We start from the raw sequence: 17,030 nt of genomic DNA, 5'->3' as shown, positions 1-17,030 counted from the left end.
TTTTATCTTGTTTTGTCTCCCCGGCCGTTTCCGACGGGACTGCAAAGGTAGGAATCTTTCCGGAACTTCCAAAAAACTTTTAAAGTTTTTTTCTTTTTCCCTCCGGGTTTCCGCGTCTAACACCCGTTAAACCCTTCTTTTCTCATGGCTGCTTCTTCCGCAGCAGCCCGCCCTCCCTTGCGGAGTGGTGCAAAGATAGAAACTTTTGGAACAAACTTCCAAGACTTTTGTTTATTATTTTTCGATATAGAACCTAACTCCCTGTATTCTTGGCGAAAGTATTTTCAGTATACCACTGATACAGCTAGGCAACACCGCCTTATTCGCACAATTTTCCTTGAAAACCGACTGCGGCTAGGTTATTCTCCGGGTAAACGATCTTCCATCAATAACTAGGTGAAACCAACAATACTATTATCAAAAAAAAGGGTTCAAGTATACACTTGAACCCTCTATATTAAGATAATCTATCAAGCAGATTAATCTTCTTCTTTCGAAGCTAACAATTGATCGTATTCTTCACGGGAACCAACGATTAAGTTGCTATATTGGCGAATACCTGTACCAGAAGGAATCAAGTGACCAACAATTACGTTCTCTTTCAAACCTAACAGATTGTCACGTTTACCTGCGATAGCAGCTTCGTTCAACACCTTCGTTGTCTCCTGGAAGGAAGCCGCCGAGATGAACGATTTCGTACCCAATGAAGCTCTAGTGATACCTTGTAACAATGGGCTTGAGGTCGCCGGAATTGCTTCACGAACTTCTACAAGTTTCAGGTCACGACGTTTTAAACTGGAGTTCTCTTCTCTCAACTTACGTAAAGAAACGATTTGTCCTGGACGCAAGGTGTTAGAGTCTCCGGCGTCAACAACGACCTTTTTGTCAAATAGCGAATCGTTCTCTTCCATGAAATCCCATTTATTCACGGCTTCTTTCTCTAAGAAACGTGTATCTCCCGGGTCTTCAATATTGACTTTCTGCATCATCTGGTGAACAATCGTTTCGAAGTGCTTGTCATTGATCTTCACCCCTTGCAGACGGTATACTTCTTGGATACCATTGACAATGTAGTGCTGAACAGCCGCCGGTCCTTTGATAGCCAAGATATCCGCTGGCGAAATTGAGCCATCTGACAACGGCATACCTGCTTTCACGAAGTCATTGTCTTGAACAAGGATATGCTTCGAAAGTGGCACCAAGTACTTCTTGATCTGACCATCGCGAGACTCGATAGATATTTCACGATTACCGCGTTTAACACCACCTAATGAAACCACACCGTCAATTTCAGTAACAACAGCAGGGTTCGATGGATTACGCGCCTCAAACAATTCAGTCACACGTGGAAGACCACCCGTAATATCTCGTGTCTTACCTGTTGAGCGTGGAATCTTAACTAGGATACCACCTTCTTTTACTGTAACACCATCAGCGACTGCAACGTGTGCTCCAACCGGTATGTTATAGGTACGAATAACTTCTCCTGACTTATCTAAAATCTTGATAGATGGGTTTTTCGTTTTATCACGTGTCTCAATAATTACTTTCTCTTTGTGACCGGTTTGCTCATCAGACTCTTCACGATAGGTTACACCTTCGATAATTGCATCAAATTCCACCTTACCGGCAAATTCAGAGATAATGACAGCATTATATGGATCCCATTCCACCAATTTATCGCCCTTAGATACTGTGCTGCCGTCTTCTACGAACAACTGCGAACCGTACGGGATATTCTGTTGGAAAACAATTTTATTATGTGCATCAATGATTTTAACCTCACCAGAACGTCCTAAGACAACTTGATGTGTGCCGTTCTCACCTGTCTGCGAAACCGTACGTACGTTTTCAAATTCGATTCTACCATCGTATTTAGAAATGATGCTCGAGTCAGCGGCGATGTTAGATGCCGTACCCCCTACGTGGAACGTACGAAGTGTCAACTGTGTACCCGGCTCACCGATAGACTGTGCAGCAATGACGCCGACAGCTTCACCCAGTTGAACGCGTTTACCAGAAGCTAAGTTACGACCATAACAACAAGCACACACACCACGTTTAGATTCACAAGTCAATACTGTACGAATCTCAACTCCTTCGATGCCAACTTTCTCAATTGTATCCGCGATCTCTTCAGTGATATCCTCATTTGCAGCAACAATTAATTCCCCAGTATCCGGATGCACCACGTCGTGCAATGGTGTACGTCCTAAAATACGATCGTATAATGGCTCAACGATATCGTCGTTGTCTTTTAATGCCGTTGTATAAATACCACGTAAACCTCCACAATCTTGCTCCACTACAATCATATCCTGCGCTACGTCATGTAAACGACGCGTTAAGTAACCCGCATCCGCCGTTTTCAGCGCCGTATCGGCAAGACCTTTACGCGCACCGTGGGTAGAGATAAAGTACTCCAATACGGACAAACCCTCTTTAAAGTTTGACAAGATCGGGTTCTCGATAATTTCACCACCTGAGGTACCAGACTTCTGAGGTTTAGCCATCAAACCACGCATCCCACATAACTGACGAATCTGCTCTTTCGATCCACGCGCTCCAGAATCCAACATCATATACACTGAGTTAAACCCTTGGTTATCGTTGGAAAGAATATCCATTACGTGTGCAGTTAATCGGTTATTGATACGTGTCCAAATATCGATGATCTGGTTGTAACGTTCGTTGTTGGTAATGAAACCCATATTATAGTTGTTCATTACCTCCTCGACTTCATTGGTCGCCTGAGCAATCAACTCAGCTTTCGCAGCAGGAATATTCAAATCTTCCAAGTTGAACGAAAGACCGCCTTTGAACGCCGTTTGATAACCTAATTCTTTCATATCGTCCAAGAACTGTGCAGCACGGGCCATACCCGTAGTCTTCACGATCTCACCGATAATATTACGTAAAGATTTTTTAGTCAGCAATTCGTTGACAAAGCCCATTTCATCAGGAACAACCTGATTAAAGATCACACGACCTACTGTTGTCTCCAATAAGGTATCAACGATGCTTCCATCTTTTTGTCTAACTTTTGTTTTGACTTTAATCCAAGCATGAAGGTCAATTTTTTTCTCGTTTAGAGCAATAATTACCTCTTCTGCTGAATAGAAAGTCATATCTTGACCTCTCACGATATGGTCACCTGCACTTCTGCGGCCTTTAGTGATATAATAAAGACCCAATACCATGTCTTGAGATGGTACGGTAATTGGTGATCCGTTCGCTGGGTTCAAAATATTGTGTGAAGCCAACATTAAAATTTGAGCCTCCAAAACTGCAGCATTACCTAAAGGTAAGTGAACAGCCATCTGGTCACCGTCAAAATCCGCGTTAAATGCTGTACACACGAGTGGGTGCAATTGAATAGCTTTACCCTCAACCAACGTCGGTTGGAAAGCCTGGATCCCCAAACGGTGAAGCGTAGGCGCACGGTTAAGTAATACAGGATGGCCTTTCAATACATTTTCAAGAATATCCCATACGACAGGATCTTTACGATCGACGATTTTTTTAGCTGATTTTACTGTTTTTACAATACCGCGCTCAATCATCTTACGGATGATGAATGGTTTGTACAACTCCGCAGCCATATCCTTAGGAAGACCACATTCGTGCAATTTCAAATGCGGACCTACAACGATTACCGAACGAGCCGAATAATCCACACGCTTACCCAATAAGTTTTGACGGAAACGTCCTTGTTTACCTTTCAAAATATCAGATAAAGACTTCAATGCACGGTTCCCTTCTGTCTTAACAGCGTTCACCTTACGTGAGTTGTCAAACAATGAATCCACCGCTTCTTGAAGCATACGCTTTTCGTTACGTAAGATGACTTCAGGAGCTTTGATTTCGATCAAACGTTTCAGACGATTGTTACGGATAATCACACGACGATATAAGTCGTTCAAATCCGAAGTCGCGAAACGGCCCCCATCCAAAGGCACTAAAGGACGTAATTCCGGTGGGATAATCGGAACAATTTTCACAATCATCCATTCTGGACGGTTCTCGATATTCTCACGTGAGCTCCGGAAAGCTTCAACAACATGAAGACGTTTTAATGCTTCATTTTTACGTTGTTGTGAAGTCTCATTGGCAGCTTGGTGACGTAAATCGTATGACAATTGATCCAAATCAATACGTTTCAACAAATCTTCCAATGCCTCAGCACCCATCTTAGCAACGAATTTTTGAGGATCGTTGTCGTCTAAATATTGATTTTCTTTTGGTAAGGTATCTAAAATATCTAAATATTCTTCTTCCGTCAAGAAGTCCATAAAGTTGATACCGTCTTCTTCCTTGATACCAGCCTGGATAACCACATAACGTTCGTAGTAAATGATCATATCCAATTTCTTGGTAGGAAGTCCCAATAAATAACCAATTTTATTAGGAAGAGAACGGAAGTACCAGATATGCGCGACAGGAACCACCAAGTTGATGTGTCCCATACGCTCACGACGTACTTTTTTCTCAGTTACCTCAACACCACAACGGTCACACACGATACCTTTGTAACGGATACGTTTGTATTTACCACAGTGACATTCGTAGTCCTTTACCGGACCGAAAATACGCTCACAGAATAAACCGTCACGTTCGGGTTTGTAGGTACGATAGTTAATCGTCTCTGGTTTTGTAACTTCACCACTTGAGCGTTCCAAAATAGTCTCTGGAGAAGCCAAGCTGATCGTAATCGAAGTGAAGTTGCTTTTAATTTTATTATCTTTTTTGTAAGACATACTTATACAAAAGTTAAAGCTGTATAAAGAAGCTTTGAAGGACTGGAGCCCTTCAAAGCCCTAATTGCTTAATTAATCCAATGTGATATCTAGACCCAATCCGCGCAACTCGTGTACCAATACGTTGAACGATTCTGGTACCGATGGCGTTGGAAGATTGTTGCCCTTAACGATCGCTTCGTAAGTTTTGGCACGACCAACCACATCATCCGATTTCACGGTCAAGATCTCTTGAAGGATGTTAGATGCACCGAATGCTTCCAATGCCCAAACCTCCATCTCACCGAAACGTTGACCACCGAATTGTGCTTTACCACCCAAAGGTTGTTGTGTGATCAATGAGTACGGACCGATTGAACGTGCGTGCATTTTATCATCAACCATGTGACCTAATTTCAACATGTAGATAACGCCCACTGTTGTCGGTTGATCGAAACGGTCTCCTGTCAATCCGTTGTACAAATAAGTACGTCCAGATTTTGGTAAACCTGCTTTCGCCACCCAATCTTGTACCTGATCCATTTCAGCACCATCAAAGATAGGCGTCGCAAACTTAACACCTAATTTTTGACCAGCCCAACCCAATACGGTTTCGTAGATCTGTCCTAAGTTCATCCGTGAAGGCACCCCCAGTGGGTTCAACACGATATCAACTGGTGTACCGTCTTCTAAGAATGGCATATCCTCATCACGTACGATACGTGCAACGATACCTTTGTTACCGTGACGACCGGCCATTTTATCCCCTACTTTCAACTTACGTTTCTTAGCAACGTAAACCTTGGCCATCTGCACAATTCCTGATGGAAGTTCATCACCCACAGACACGGCAAATTTATCACGTTTGAACGATCCCAACTCTTCATTAATTTTGATATTGTAGTTATGAAGAGCCATTTTGATCAGCTCGTTTTTATCTTCGTCAGTTGTCCATCCCATTGGGTTGATGTTGTTATAATCCAATTCTGCTAAGATTTTTTGTGTAAATTTAGCACCTTTAGCTACCAACAACTCTTTATATACATTGTATACCCCTTGGCTTGTTTTACCATTCACGATGGTGAATAACTTTTCAACCAAACGATCTTTCAAGGATTTAACGGCTCTGTCGTGAGCAACTTCCAATTTCTCTAGAGTCTTACGCTCAACTTCTTTGGACATTTTTTTCGCACGGGAGAATAACTTGGTATCGATCACAACGCCTTTCAATGAAGGCGGAGTTTTCAATGAAGCATCTTTTACATCGCCGGCTTTGTCACCAAAGATTGCGCGTAATAATTTCTCCTCTGGAGAAGGATCAGACTCACCTTTCGGCGTGATCTTACCGATTAAGATATCACCACCACCAACTTCTGCACCGATACGGATAATACCGTTTTCGTCCAAGTCTTTTGTCGCTTCTTCAGATACGTTAGGAATATCCGCTGTTAATTCTTCTTCACCACGTTTGGTATCCCGAACCTCAAGTTCAAATTCCTCAATGTGAAGAGAAGTAAACCAGTCTTCTTTTGCAACACGCTCAGAGATTACGATCGCATCCTCAAAGTTATATCCTTGCCAAGGCATGAATGCTACTTTCAAGTTACGACCCAGCGCCAATTCACCATTTTCAGTAGCATACCCCTCACACAATACTTGTCCTGGCTCCACTCGCTGACCTTTCTTAACGATAGGTTTCAAGTTCATACAAGTATTTTGGTTGGTCTTCTTGAATTTGATCAATTTATATGTTTTGACATCATCATCAAATGATACGAGACGATCATCATCAGTTCTGTCATAACGGATCTTAATTTCGTCAGCATCTACGTATTCTACCACACCGTGACCTTCGGCATTGATTAACGTACGTGAGTCTTTCGCCACACGGCCTTCAAGACCAGTACCTACGATAGGCGCTTGCGGACGCAATACAGGTACAGCTTGACGTTGCATGTTCGAACCCATCAACGCACGGTTGGCGTCATCGTGCTCCAAGAAAGGAATCAATGATGCCGCAATAGAGGTAATCTGGTTTGGCGCGACGTCCATATAATCAAGCATTTCCGGCTCGATAATTGGAAAATCACCTTCATATCTCGCTTTAACTTTCGCATCTTCGAAATTACCTTTGTCATCATACAAAGCATTCGCTTGTGCGATTGTTTTTCCATCTTCATCTTCCGCTGATAAATAAACCACAGGCTCGTCTACCACCACTTTACCACCCTTCACTTTACGATAAGGAGTTTCAATAAAGCCCAAATGGTTGATTTTCGCGTGCACTGCCAAGGAAGAAATCAAACCGATGTTTGGTCCCTCCGGTGTTTCAATCGTACAAAGACGGCCATAATGTGTGTAGTGAACGTCACGCACCTCGAAACCTGCGCGCTCACGGGAAAGACCACCTGGACCCAAGGCTGACAAACGACGCTTGTGTGTGATCTCAGCAAGTGGATTGGTTTGATCCATAAACTGAGATAACTGGTTTGTTCCGAAGAATGAATTGATTACCGACGACAAAGTACGTGCGTTAATCAAATCCGTAGGTGTAAACACCTCGTTATCGCGAATATTCATGCGTTCACGGATAGTACGGGCCATACGAGATAGACCTACACCAAATTGCGCATATAATTGTTCGCCCACAGTACGGACACGACGGTTCGATAAGTGGTCAATATCATCCACCTCCGCTTTAGAATTGATCAAATTGATCAAATACTTCACAATTGCAATGATATCTTCGCGTGTTAAAACTTTGATATCGTCCGGTGTATCCAGTTTCAACTTACGGTTGATCCGATAACGGCCCACATCACCTAAGTCGTAACGCTTATCAGAGAAGAATAAACGATCGATGATACCACGTGCTGTTTCCTCATCTGGTGGTTCAGCATTACGCAATTGACGATAGATATGCTCTACCGCTTCTTTCTCCGAGTTAGAAGTATCTTTTTGTAAAGTGTTATATATAATAGAATAATCTGCATTATTTGACTCATCGTCCTTCGCTAGGATAATAGACTTAACACCAGCCTCAATGATCAAATCAATGTGATCTTCCTCTAGAACAGTTTCACGCTCAAGGATAATTTCGTTACGGTCAATCGATACTACCTCACCAGTATCCTCATCCACGAAATCTTCTACCCATTTTTTCAATACCCTAGCCGCTAAACGACGGCCAACATATTTTTTAAGACCAGATTTACTAACTTTTACTTCATCCGCCAAGTCGAACAACTCCAAGATATCTTTATCTGAATCGTAACCTATAGCACGCAATAAGGTAGTAACTGGGAATTTCTTTTTACGATCGATATACGCGTACATAACGTTATTAACGTCTGTTGCAAATTCGATCCAAGATCCTTTGAAAGGAATTACCCTTGCAGAATAAAGTTTAGTACCATTTGTGTGTCTACTTTGACCAAAGAAAACGCCTGGTGAACGGTGTAATTGCGATACAATTACGCGTTCTGCACCATTTACCACGAAAGTACCTTTAGGAGTCATATAAGGGATAGTCCCTAAATACACATCCTGAACAATAGTTTCGAAATCTTCGTGTTCTTCATCATTACAAGATAACTTTAACTTAGCCTTTAACGGAACGCTATAAGTCAGGCCACGCTCGATACACTCTTGGATATCATAACGGGGAGGATCAATGAAATAATCCAAAAACTCTAGCACAAAAATGTTTCTTGAATCAGAAATAGGGAAGTTTTCCGAGAATACCTTGAACAGCCCTTCCTGATGGCGGTTGTCAGAAGTAGTTTCTAATTGAAAAAACTCCTTGAAAGATTCCAATTGCACATCTAAGAAATCCGGATAATCCAAAACTTTCTTACTTGTCGCAAAGTTTATTCTTTCTTGTTGAATATTATTGTTTGCCAAGGGAATATGAATTTTAGTTTTAAAAAAACTGCGCTTACATGTATGCTGTAAACCACGTGTCCACTGTGCCCAGCATATACACAGCATAGTGGCGTATTGATATAAATAGGAATAGACTCTGACGAAAAATCGTCAGAGTCTAAACCTTTTAGGGCTAATTAATTGAGATTATTTAATCTCAACAACAGCACCAGCTTCTTCTAATTGTTTTTTCAAAGCTTCTGCCTCGTCTTTAGATACACCAGCTTTTAATTCTTTAGGTGCTCCGTCAACTAAATCTTTAGCTTCTTTCAAGCCTAATCCAGCTAAATCTTTAACCAATTTAACTACAGCCAATTTTTGACCACCAGCTTCTTTCAAGATAACGTCAAATGAAGTTTTCTCTTCAGCAGCAGCAGCACCACCTTCAGCTGGAGCAGCAGCTACAGCAACAGCAGCAGCAGCAGGCTCGATGCCATACTCGTCTTTTAAGATATCAGCTAATTCTTTAACCTCTTTTACTGTTAAGTTAACTAACTGTTCAGCAAGTTGTTTTAAATCTGCCATTTTATTTTGAATTTTTGAATGTTCTTTATTAAATATTGTTAATTAAATTGTAACGAATGTTTATGTTCGAGAGGATTCGTTAACCTCTTTCTTCTAAAGCTTTTACTAAACCTGAAATCGTATTTCCTCCTGATTGAAGAGCTGAAATAACATTTTTCGCAGGAGATTGAAGCAATGCGATAACGTCTGCGATAAGTTCGTTTTTAGATTTAAGATTAACTAGTGTAGTCAATTGATTATCTCCAACGAATGCAGTTGAATCGATATAAGCTGCTTTCAACACTGGTTTGTCACCAGATTTACGCAACTCTTTGATTAATTTAGCAGGTGCATTACCTGTTTCAGCGAACATCAATGTTGACGCACCCTTAAGTGTATCAAATAACTCCTCTGAATCAACACCAGCTTCGATTAATGCTTTCTTGATCAACGTATTTTTTACCGCTTTGATTTCGATACCTTGCTCAAAACATTTGCGACGAATGCCATTCACTTTCTCAACGCTCAAATCAGCAGTATCGGTAATATAGAAGTTACCGTAAGATTTAATCTGTTCGGCCAAAGCTTGAACAATTTCTTGTTTTTCTTCTTTTCTCATGATTAAATACCTGCTACTGATTTAGTCTCAATATGAATACTAGGACTCATGGTTGAGGAAATGTGAATACTTTTAAAGTAAGTTCCTTTTGCTGCAGATGGTTTCAAACGAGCTAGAGTTTGTAATACCTCTAAGGCGTTATCATATATTTTATCTGCATCGAACGACGCTTTACCAATAGAAGTATGGATGATACCGGTTTTGTCAACTTTGAAATCGATCTTACCACCTTTTACATCTGTTACAGCTTTACCAACTTCTGTCGTAACTGTACCAGTTTTAGGGTTAGGCATCAAGTTTCTTGGACCTAAAATACGACCCAATTTACCAACTTTAGCCATAACACTAGGCATAGTAATAATGATATCAACGTCAGTCCAACCACCTTCAATTTTGCTGATGTAATCATCTAAACCTACATAGTCCGCACCTGCCGCTTTAGCTTCTTCTTCCTTATCAGGCGTACATAAAACTAAAACACGAACAGTTTTACCAGTACCGTGAGGTAATGTCGCAATACCACGAACCATCTGATTAGCTTTACGAGGATCTACGCCCAAACGAACGTCGATATCCACAGAAGCATCAAATTTGGTCAATGAGATTTCTTTAACTAAAGCCGAAGCTTCTTTCAAAGAGTATGCTTTACCAGCTTCAATTTTGGATAGTGCCGCTTTTTGATTTTTTGTTAATCTAGCCACTTTTCTTAAATTGATTTCTTAATTAATTGTTCCAAGGAGCATTACCTGATACAGTAATACCCATACTACGTGCTGTACCAGCTACCATTCGCATAGCAGCCTCTACAGTAAATGCATTTAAATCAGGCATTTTATCTTTAGCGATTGTCTCAACTTGTTCCCAAGTGATAGCCGCAACTTTTTTACGGTTAGGCTCGCCAGATCCACTTTTCAATTTAGCAGCGTCTTTCAACTGAACTGCTACCGGTGGAGTCTTGATGATAAAATCAAATGACTTATCCGCATAAACTGTAATGACAACAGGCAATACTTGACCTGGTTTGTCTTGCGTACGAGCATTGAACTGCTTACAGAAATCCATGATATTCACACCTTTAGCACCTAACGCAGGTCCTACTGGAGGTGAAGGATTCGCAGCTCCGCCCTTAACTTGTAATTTTACTAACGCACTGACTTCTTTTGCCATTTTGTTTTGAATTTAATATGTTAAATGTCTGTTAGTAAGTTGGAAGCAAATAACGTAACATTTATCGGCGCGACAGCATAACTATCAACAACCGAGGTGCAAAGTTAACAAGAAGATTTGAATCCTGCAAGTATCTAACTTTTAATTTTTCAGGAATTTATGATTTTTCCTCACGGAGGTGCTAACCGATGTTCCAATATACTAAAATCATCCCTTTTCAAATAGGACAATGTTTTTAATTGATTGCCGTCACAGTATATCCGTTGTTACGAAGTAATGAGATCAACCCCTTTTCACCAGACAGGTGCCCAGCTCCTACAGCAACGAAGCAGCTCTGTCCCTTGATTAAATCCGGAATAATCATTGTCCAGTTTACATTCCGTCCTGCCAAGAGCTTTTCTTTCTGTTCAGCTGTCATCCAAATCGGATCCTGAATCAGTTTCGTTAACTCAGTTAAGTTTTCATTCTTATAGGCGGCTACCATCTTAGCTGTCAGCGCAGGATACTTATCCAACTGAAACACGGACTCCATAAATAACTTTGGCGTAATCAAATTTTTTAATAGATCGAATTGAAACTCCGGAGTTTCAAGCTCACCAACAGCCTTTCCCTGCGCTTTTGCCAGTGTAGCCAATTCCATTTCATAGGATTTCATTTTGGTTGGATCAGGGCAGTTAAAACCTTTCATCGCGAATAAAGACATGGCAGTCACCGGTGACATATAATCCAATAGCTTAATAGAAAGCTGTTGAGACACCAAGATGCTATCCATTTTTTTCACATCTGCTTCTGAAAACTGTTTCACAAAATCAGGGTCCGGAGCAGCGAAAGCCTGCACGACCTGTAGGTTTTCAGGTTTTGACAGATCAACTTCAAAAACGATTTTTTGACTCGAATTAATGGCATCAAGGCATTTCTGTTTAATTTCAAAATCGTCGGGGCACAGCACATGGATCGTTCCGAACAAATAGGAGTCTTGTTTAAGTCCATTTCCAGAAATTTTCCATAGCATCGAATTGCCCTGAGCGAAGCCACCAAAAGTGACAAAAAAGAAGAGTAATAAAAGAATAAAATGTTTTTTCATGTATATTAATTATAAGATCCTTATTAGTTTCTGCCCGCGTTAAAACCATCCTCAAATCCTCGAATAATTTCACCGACATTAGATAACAGATATACACAAAATGCCAAAACAGCGATTATACCTACAAATTTTAAAAGTGTTTTAATTTCCATGGTGTTTTAGATTTTAGTTCAAGTACCAAAAATAAACATTAAGATATATTTATACCACAACCTGTGGTTGTATTGCAATAAATTTCTGATGGACAGAAGCGCAGTAAAGTAGCTATTACATGGGTACTGAAGAAAATCAAGCGACTTTTATTACAATGTTGAGGCTGAAGGAATAAGAAGGAAGTTAAGAATTCATTACATAAGTATTTAGGCTAGACACGAAGAGTGAATATCTTATCATCATAGATTCGCTAGATTAAACTATCTAGCACAATAAATAATAAACAAATTTTCCAAGCTAATACCAATTTATATACCAATAAAATTATAAAAGCAAAATAGTTAAAATAAACACCTTCATGTGCATTATAACTTTTTTATTCCCACCCGTTTTTATTTCGATAAGCTTTATAAGGGTATAGGTACCACAGTAATAAAGCCTATTAAAAATAATGAACAGTTAATCACTCTTGCTTTCCACCAAAAAACAGAAAAAGCAAGAGTGCATTCAAATTATATTTATAGAAGATATTTTCTCTTTTTATTTTAATACCCAATTAAATTGTAATTTTACAATCTATTATTATTTGATAGCATCAACTTGTATACGAGTTCTATTTTTCTGGTTATGTGCAACCATTGCACCTATAAGCATCGACATTATAAAGATTCCAAAGCCGAACACAATAACCAGTCTGCGATTCTTTACTAACAACATAATATAAATAAATTAATTTAAATCCCAATCTAAAGCTTTATATAAGCCATAACCTGCAAGCCCACCAGCCACCGCTGAACCAATCCCCATTCCTGCCAAAAATACAGCTCCAGCACCTGCCGCAACTGCCTCAGCAGAAAATGCTATTTTGAAAATAACCAATGGAATAAGGCCCCATTGATCGTTCCCATTTTCTTTCACATCCATTTCCTGAACACTGAAACCTTTTAAATCTAATGTATTCATTTTTTTTTGATTTATAAAAAATTTGTTCCTACTCTATTATTAGCCTTTTCGGGAGCTACAATAGCAATACCACCGTACATTAGAATCCTTATCATGAATATTATTTTTCATCAGAGTGATCGCCTCATCCAGATCCCACAATAAATAAAAGGGTACACCATATAAAACGATGAAAATAGCGAAAAACAACAAATAAGATCATGCTATCCGAACAAAATAAACAACAGATCACTATTCCTGCTCAATAACATCTTCATAACCTATTTAATTCGTTAAGTACTTAAATAACATTTCGCCTAGAAAATAACCTAGTCTATAACATAGATATATAAGAATTAGTGCTAAAAAGCAAAAATTCTTGTGAGACACAAAAAATAAATAAAATCTCTCCATAGATTCATATAAATGTTTTATCAATACGTTAATTCTTTAAGGTTTTTATTTTTGGAGGTAGCAACTATTTTAGTTGCTATTGATCATAAACAATGAACATTATTATCGAAAAGAAAATCTAGATTACAAATCCTCTATCTTATAAATCATTTTCACTAAATCTTCATAAGAACAGCGATAAAATTTACCAACACATGCAGTCCCACTGCATATATAAAACCATGCTTTAGTCGAAGATATACTGTCAAATACCCAAGTACAATCTGAGGAAGAACATAAATGGGATAAATAAACCAAATATTTGTATTAATAGGAGCAAAATTGGTAATATGTATAAGTCCAAAAGCAATCGCACTTATGGAACCTAAGAATTTAATAGAAATAAATCTAGTCAGATATCCTTCTATATCCTTACCTTTCAAAAACCGATAAATTACTAAGCCAATCATGATAAAAGATAAAATGATAGCTAGAGTCATTAAGTTTACCTTAAACAAATCCTTAATCCCTAAAAGGAAATATGTTAAAATAGCTGAAAAAGATATGGCTATATGCCGTGCATCTAATGATAACCAAAGCCGAAACATTGTTTCTTCAACAATTGGGACAAAAAATGCGGCTAAAAGTACAATAAGGAAGCTGTTATTATTGGTAAGTGCCCTAACAGATTTTAGTACGTCGTGATGTAACAAACTTGGTAATTTATAATAATCGACCACTAGAAAAGTATCTATAGATCTAATAATCATCATAAGTATAAATCCAATACAGATAAATAGAAGATACAAGTATCCAATAGACTTTATTTTATCTTTTGTTAACATTCTTTGAAATAAGACATATAAACGAGGAGTCTCACAATAAAAACATCCTCGCTTAAAAAATTATACAAAAAGTAGGTAGATACCTATTATTGCTAAACCTCTCCTCAATCCATCCCCTATATCCTTTCCAGCTTGGTAGGCTTCAGGATATCTAACACCACCTTCAAGATCAACTAATTCTAAGTTAGTCAATTCTTCTATATTTAAATCATTAATATTTTTCATAATCTTAACCTAAAAGTCCATCAATAAGACCGCTAAAAAAATCCCCCCAAAAGTAGGCTGTATTTGGTGATATCATACCATCACTTTGATTCCATCCTCCATCAATTACTTCCATTTCTTTAGCATCCATTTCCTGAACACCGAAACCTTTTAAATCTAATGTATTCATTTTTTTCGATTTATAAAATTAGCTCCTACTCTATGTATAAACCTTTTCGGATTCCTGCTTTGTTGATCAACACTACTAAATTACTTTTTTTCAATGCACAAAAAAGCATTCAACATATAATTCGAAATAAAATTATCGCCTGCATTTGCTTGTCTCATTTGATGAATATCCATCAAATGAATATTTTCCTGCTGTACCTCTACCTTGATTTGGATTGAATAGTCTTTTTCATAACAGTGATCGCCTCATCCAAATCCCACAATAACTAAAAGGGTACACCATATAAAACGATGAAAATAGCGAAAAACAACAAGCCTATCATATTAGCTTTAGACATACTAATCAATTTCGATTCTGCGACAAACCCAGGATAATCTATTATTTCATTCATTAGTTTTCTCACATTAATCTCATCAACTACTCTTCAATTGCCAATAGCACAAGTCAAAAACACTATTACTTTCCTTAAACTAGGATAGAAAAAGTAATAGTGTATTCAAATTATTTATTGAAGATGCTTTTCTCCTATCAATTTATACCATAGTTATTTTTATAGCCTGCGATTCATCATTATTTAGAAGGTAAGGAGGAGGTCAATTACAACAAATTACTATCGAATATCAATTAACCAATTTAAGATTTTCACCTATTTGATTTGCTAAAACATCATTTATAGGAGGGATATTATAAGCATCTAGCTCTTCCCAAAAAGAACTAGAAAAACTACTTTTATCGTAGGTCTTATTAAAATTCTTTATTAAAGTTGGTTCTAACAATTTATATTCCTTAGTAGATAAAAATTCACTGTCCATTACATAAAACTCATTCATAACCTCATATGGAATGTGACCATATTCTGCTTTTCGTTTTATACTTCCAGTGACGAGTTGGTAAACATTTATTAAATCTTTGGGTGAAAGATCTGAAATTTTGTGATTGCGATAATTTTCAATATAAACATCATGTCTTGTTTTAGCCTCTATACTCAGTATTTTTTCAAGATTAACAGAGTCAGGCAATACTTGATCAACATATAAGGAAACAGATTGTTGGTCTACTGAAGGCGAAATATAACCGACAACTTTCTCCTTTTTAATTAGTTCCGTTCTTCTATCACCATAGTTTTTGAATTCATAATTTTTTAAACGATCCGTCAATTTTCCGGTAAATATCTCAGCCATTCTAGGAGTAGTGAAAAAGGTCCACATCTTTTTATTATACTCATCCACGACAGCGGAATCCTGGAAAATACGATAATTGAGTACCCGATATTTTACCTTTCCTTTTTTTAGCGGGATATAAAATTCAACTATTCCATCCGAGAAGTACTTATGTTTCAAATTAAAAGTTTCCAGTGAACGATAATAACCTCTTAAACATAAGAAATCAGCAGGTCTGCTTACAATCTCAACTTCCTTTAACTTATTTTCACGCGGACGCAAGAGAACATTTTGCTTGATTTCATTCGAAATAATTCTAATTCTCTCTGGATCATAAGAAACATGTTGCACCAAGATATCCATTGGATAAACAATTAAAGACCTCGCCTCTGGAATCAATTCCATTTTACCGTTTTTATCTGAAAAACCAATTAAATTTCCTTTACTATTATAAATATTAGCAGAAGGAACAGGTAATTCCGTCTCATTATTCAAAAAGACTAATTGTGCCATTGAATAATGTATAGGACTTAATAAAAAAATAACTACTATTATCGACCAAAGCTTCATAAGCTATAAAATTAAAACTATTATCTTCATCAAATATGCCAGTAATTAAAATTATCATTCTTTTTTCTTCAATCTGACTAGGTTAAGTTCATTCATAATTGATGTATAATATGATATATCTTTAGTAATTCCCTTATCCACATAGAAATTTACATAGTTCTTATATAAGTCATCTTCGACTTTTATTTGGAGGTTTAAAACTGAAGCCGTATCGTTGACTTTACTAATTATAAAATTATAGGTCAGCCTTTTACCATTTGACACGAGACTATTCCCTATTCTTTCCAATTTGACAATTTGGATAAAATTGGCTTCCTTATTTAAAACTGATATAAAGAAATCCTTTTTCAAAGCAAAGTCAACGACTTTATCAAAAACTAATTTTTCACCTAATTGAATTTCAAACGACTTCCCGTCTCTTTCTTGTGCTTGAGTGTTATATACTAAACTAATAATTACACTCAAAAGTATAACGCACTTTTTCATAAGAATAATCTATTTTGACTTCTGAAAAATATAAGATCGCCAACACTGTTACA

At 37.9% G+C, this 17,030-nt stretch carries 13 protein-coding genes; all 13 read right to left on the bottom strand.

Annotated elements, in window-relative coordinates; all coding sequences use genetic code 11:
• Nucleotides 1-479 precede the first annotated feature (479 nt).
• Nucleotides 480-4,757 carry a DNA-directed RNA polymerase subunit beta' gene (rpoC, locus tag K7A41_RS05870; protein WP_265712929.1) on the bottom strand — a complete coding sequence of 1,426 codons (4,278 nt, stop codon included), beginning with the start codon at nt 4,755-4,757 and terminating at the stop codon, nt 480-482.
• A gap of 72 nt (nt 4,758-4,829) precedes the next feature.
• Complete coding sequence (gene rpoB / locus K7A41_RS05865) at nt 4,830-8,639, bottom strand: DNA-directed RNA polymerase subunit beta (protein WP_265712928.1); 3,810 nt, start codon at nt 8,637-8,639, stop codon at nt 4,830-4,832.
• Nucleotides 8,640-8,807: 168 nt separating this feature from the next.
• Entirely contained in the window at nt 8,808-9,185 is a 378-nt protein-coding gene (rplL, locus tag K7A41_RS05860) for a 50S ribosomal protein L7/L12 (protein WP_002992785.1), read from the bottom strand.
• Between the two features lie 79 nt (nt 9,186-9,264).
• Complete coding sequence (gene rplJ, locus K7A41_RS05855; protein ID WP_028072662.1) at nt 9,265-9,783, bottom strand: 50S ribosomal protein L10; 519 nt, start codon at nt 9,781-9,783, stop codon at nt 9,265-9,267.
• A gap of 2 nt (nt 9,784-9,785) precedes the next feature.
• A complete protein-coding gene (rplA, locus tag K7A41_RS05850) occupies nt 9,786-10,484 on the bottom strand; it encodes a 50S ribosomal protein L1 (RefSeq protein ID WP_028072661.1) in 699 nt (232 codons plus the stop codon).
• 22 nt (nt 10,485-10,506) lie between these two features.
• On the bottom strand, nt 10,507-10,950 hold the full coding sequence (gene rplK / locus K7A41_RS05845; protein ID WP_028072660.1) for a 50S ribosomal protein L11: 444 nt from the start codon (nt 10,948-10,950) through the stop codon (nt 10,507-10,509).
• Nucleotides 10,951-11,185: 235 nt separating this feature from the next.
• Entirely contained in the window at nt 11,186-12,034 is an 849-nt protein-coding gene (locus K7A41_RS05840) for a TraB/GumN family protein (RefSeq protein WP_265712927.1), read from the bottom strand.
• Between the two features lie 882 nt (nt 12,035-12,916).
• Complete coding sequence (locus K7A41_RS05835) at nt 12,917-13,150, bottom strand: hypothetical protein (protein ID WP_265712926.1); 234 nt, start codon at nt 13,148-13,150, stop codon at nt 12,917-12,919.
• 548 nt (nt 13,151-13,698) lie between these two features.
• The gene (locus K7A41_RS05830; RefSeq protein WP_265712925.1) at nt 13,699-14,367 is read right to left on the bottom strand and encodes a CPBP family glutamic-type intramembrane protease; all 669 of its coding nucleotides are present in this window, start codon (nt 14,365-14,367) and stop codon (nt 13,699-13,701) included.
• A gap of 60 nt (nt 14,368-14,427) precedes the next feature.
• Nucleotides 14,428-14,592: a hypothetical protein gene (locus K7A41_RS05825; RefSeq protein ID WP_265712924.1), complete on the bottom strand. Its 165-nt coding sequence runs from the start codon at nt 14,590-14,592 to the stop codon at nt 14,428-14,430.
• A gap of 4 nt (nt 14,593-14,596) precedes the next feature.
• Nucleotides 14,597-14,761 (bottom strand): hypothetical protein, encoded by a 165-nt coding sequence (locus tag K7A41_RS05820; RefSeq protein WP_265712923.1) that lies wholly within the window; start codon nt 14,759-14,761, stop codon nt 14,597-14,599.
• A 620-nt stretch (nt 14,762-15,381) separates the two neighbouring features.
• Complete coding sequence (locus tag K7A41_RS05815) at nt 15,382-16,434, bottom strand: hypothetical protein (RefSeq protein ID WP_265712922.1); 1,053 nt, start codon at nt 16,432-16,434, stop codon at nt 15,382-15,384.
• 111 nt (nt 16,435-16,545) lie between these two features.
• Nucleotides 16,546-16,977: a hypothetical protein gene (locus tag K7A41_RS05810; protein WP_265712921.1), complete on the bottom strand. Its 432-nt coding sequence runs from the start codon at nt 16,975-16,977 to the stop codon at nt 16,546-16,548.
• Nucleotides 16,978-17,030: the final 53 nt, after the last annotated feature.

Source organism: Sphingobacterium sp. InxBP1 (assembly GCF_026191775.1).
Taxonomy (GTDB): domain Bacteria; phylum Bacteroidota; class Bacteroidia; order Sphingobacteriales; family Sphingobacteriaceae; genus Sphingobacterium; species Sphingobacterium thalpophilum.
Note: the sequence above shows the minus strand (reverse complement) of the source record. Positions and strands in the feature narration are given on the sequence as shown.

Excerpts from the sequence above, each read along its gene's own strand:
- rpoC (WP_265712929.1), bottom strand. The coding sequence starts at position 4,757 with ATGTCTTACAAAAAAGATAATAAAATTAAAAGCAACTTCACTTCGATT.
- rplL (WP_002992785.1), bottom strand. The coding sequence starts at position 9,185 with ATGGCAGATTTAAAACAACTTGCTGAACAGTTAGTTAACTTAACAGTA.
- rplJ (WP_028072662.1), bottom strand. The coding sequence starts at position 9,783 with ATGAGAAAAGAAGAAAAACAAGAAATTGTTCAAGCTTTGGCCGAACAG.
- rplK (WP_028072660.1), bottom strand. The coding sequence starts at position 10,950 with ATGGCAAAAGAAGTCAGTGCGTTAGTAAAATTACAAGTTAAGGGCGGA.
- K7A41_RS05840 (WP_265712927.1), bottom strand. The coding sequence starts at position 12,034 with ATGAAAAAACATTTTATTCTTTTATTACTCTTCTTTTTTGTCACTTTT.
- K7A41_RS05835 (WP_265712926.1), bottom strand. The coding sequence starts at position 13,150 with ATGAATACATTAGATTTAAAAGGTTTCAGTGTTCAGGAAATGGATGTG.
- K7A41_RS05830 (WP_265712925.1), bottom strand. The coding sequence starts at position 14,367 with ATGTTAACAAAAGATAAAATAAAGTCTATTGGATACTTGTATCTTCTA.
- K7A41_RS05825 (WP_265712924.1), bottom strand. The coding sequence starts at position 14,592 with ATGAAAAATATTAATGATTTAAATATAGAAGAATTGACTAACTTAGAA.
- K7A41_RS05820 (WP_265712923.1), bottom strand. The coding sequence starts at position 14,761 with ATGAATACATTAGATTTAAAAGGTTTCGGTGTTCAGGAAATGGATGCT.
- K7A41_RS05815 (WP_265712922.1), bottom strand. The coding sequence starts at position 16,434 with ATGGCACAATTAGTCTTTTTGAATAATGAGACGGAATTACCTGTTCCT.
- K7A41_RS05810 (WP_265712921.1), bottom strand. The coding sequence starts at position 16,977 with ATGAAAAAGTGCGTTATACTTTTGAGTGTAATTATTAGTTTAGTATAT.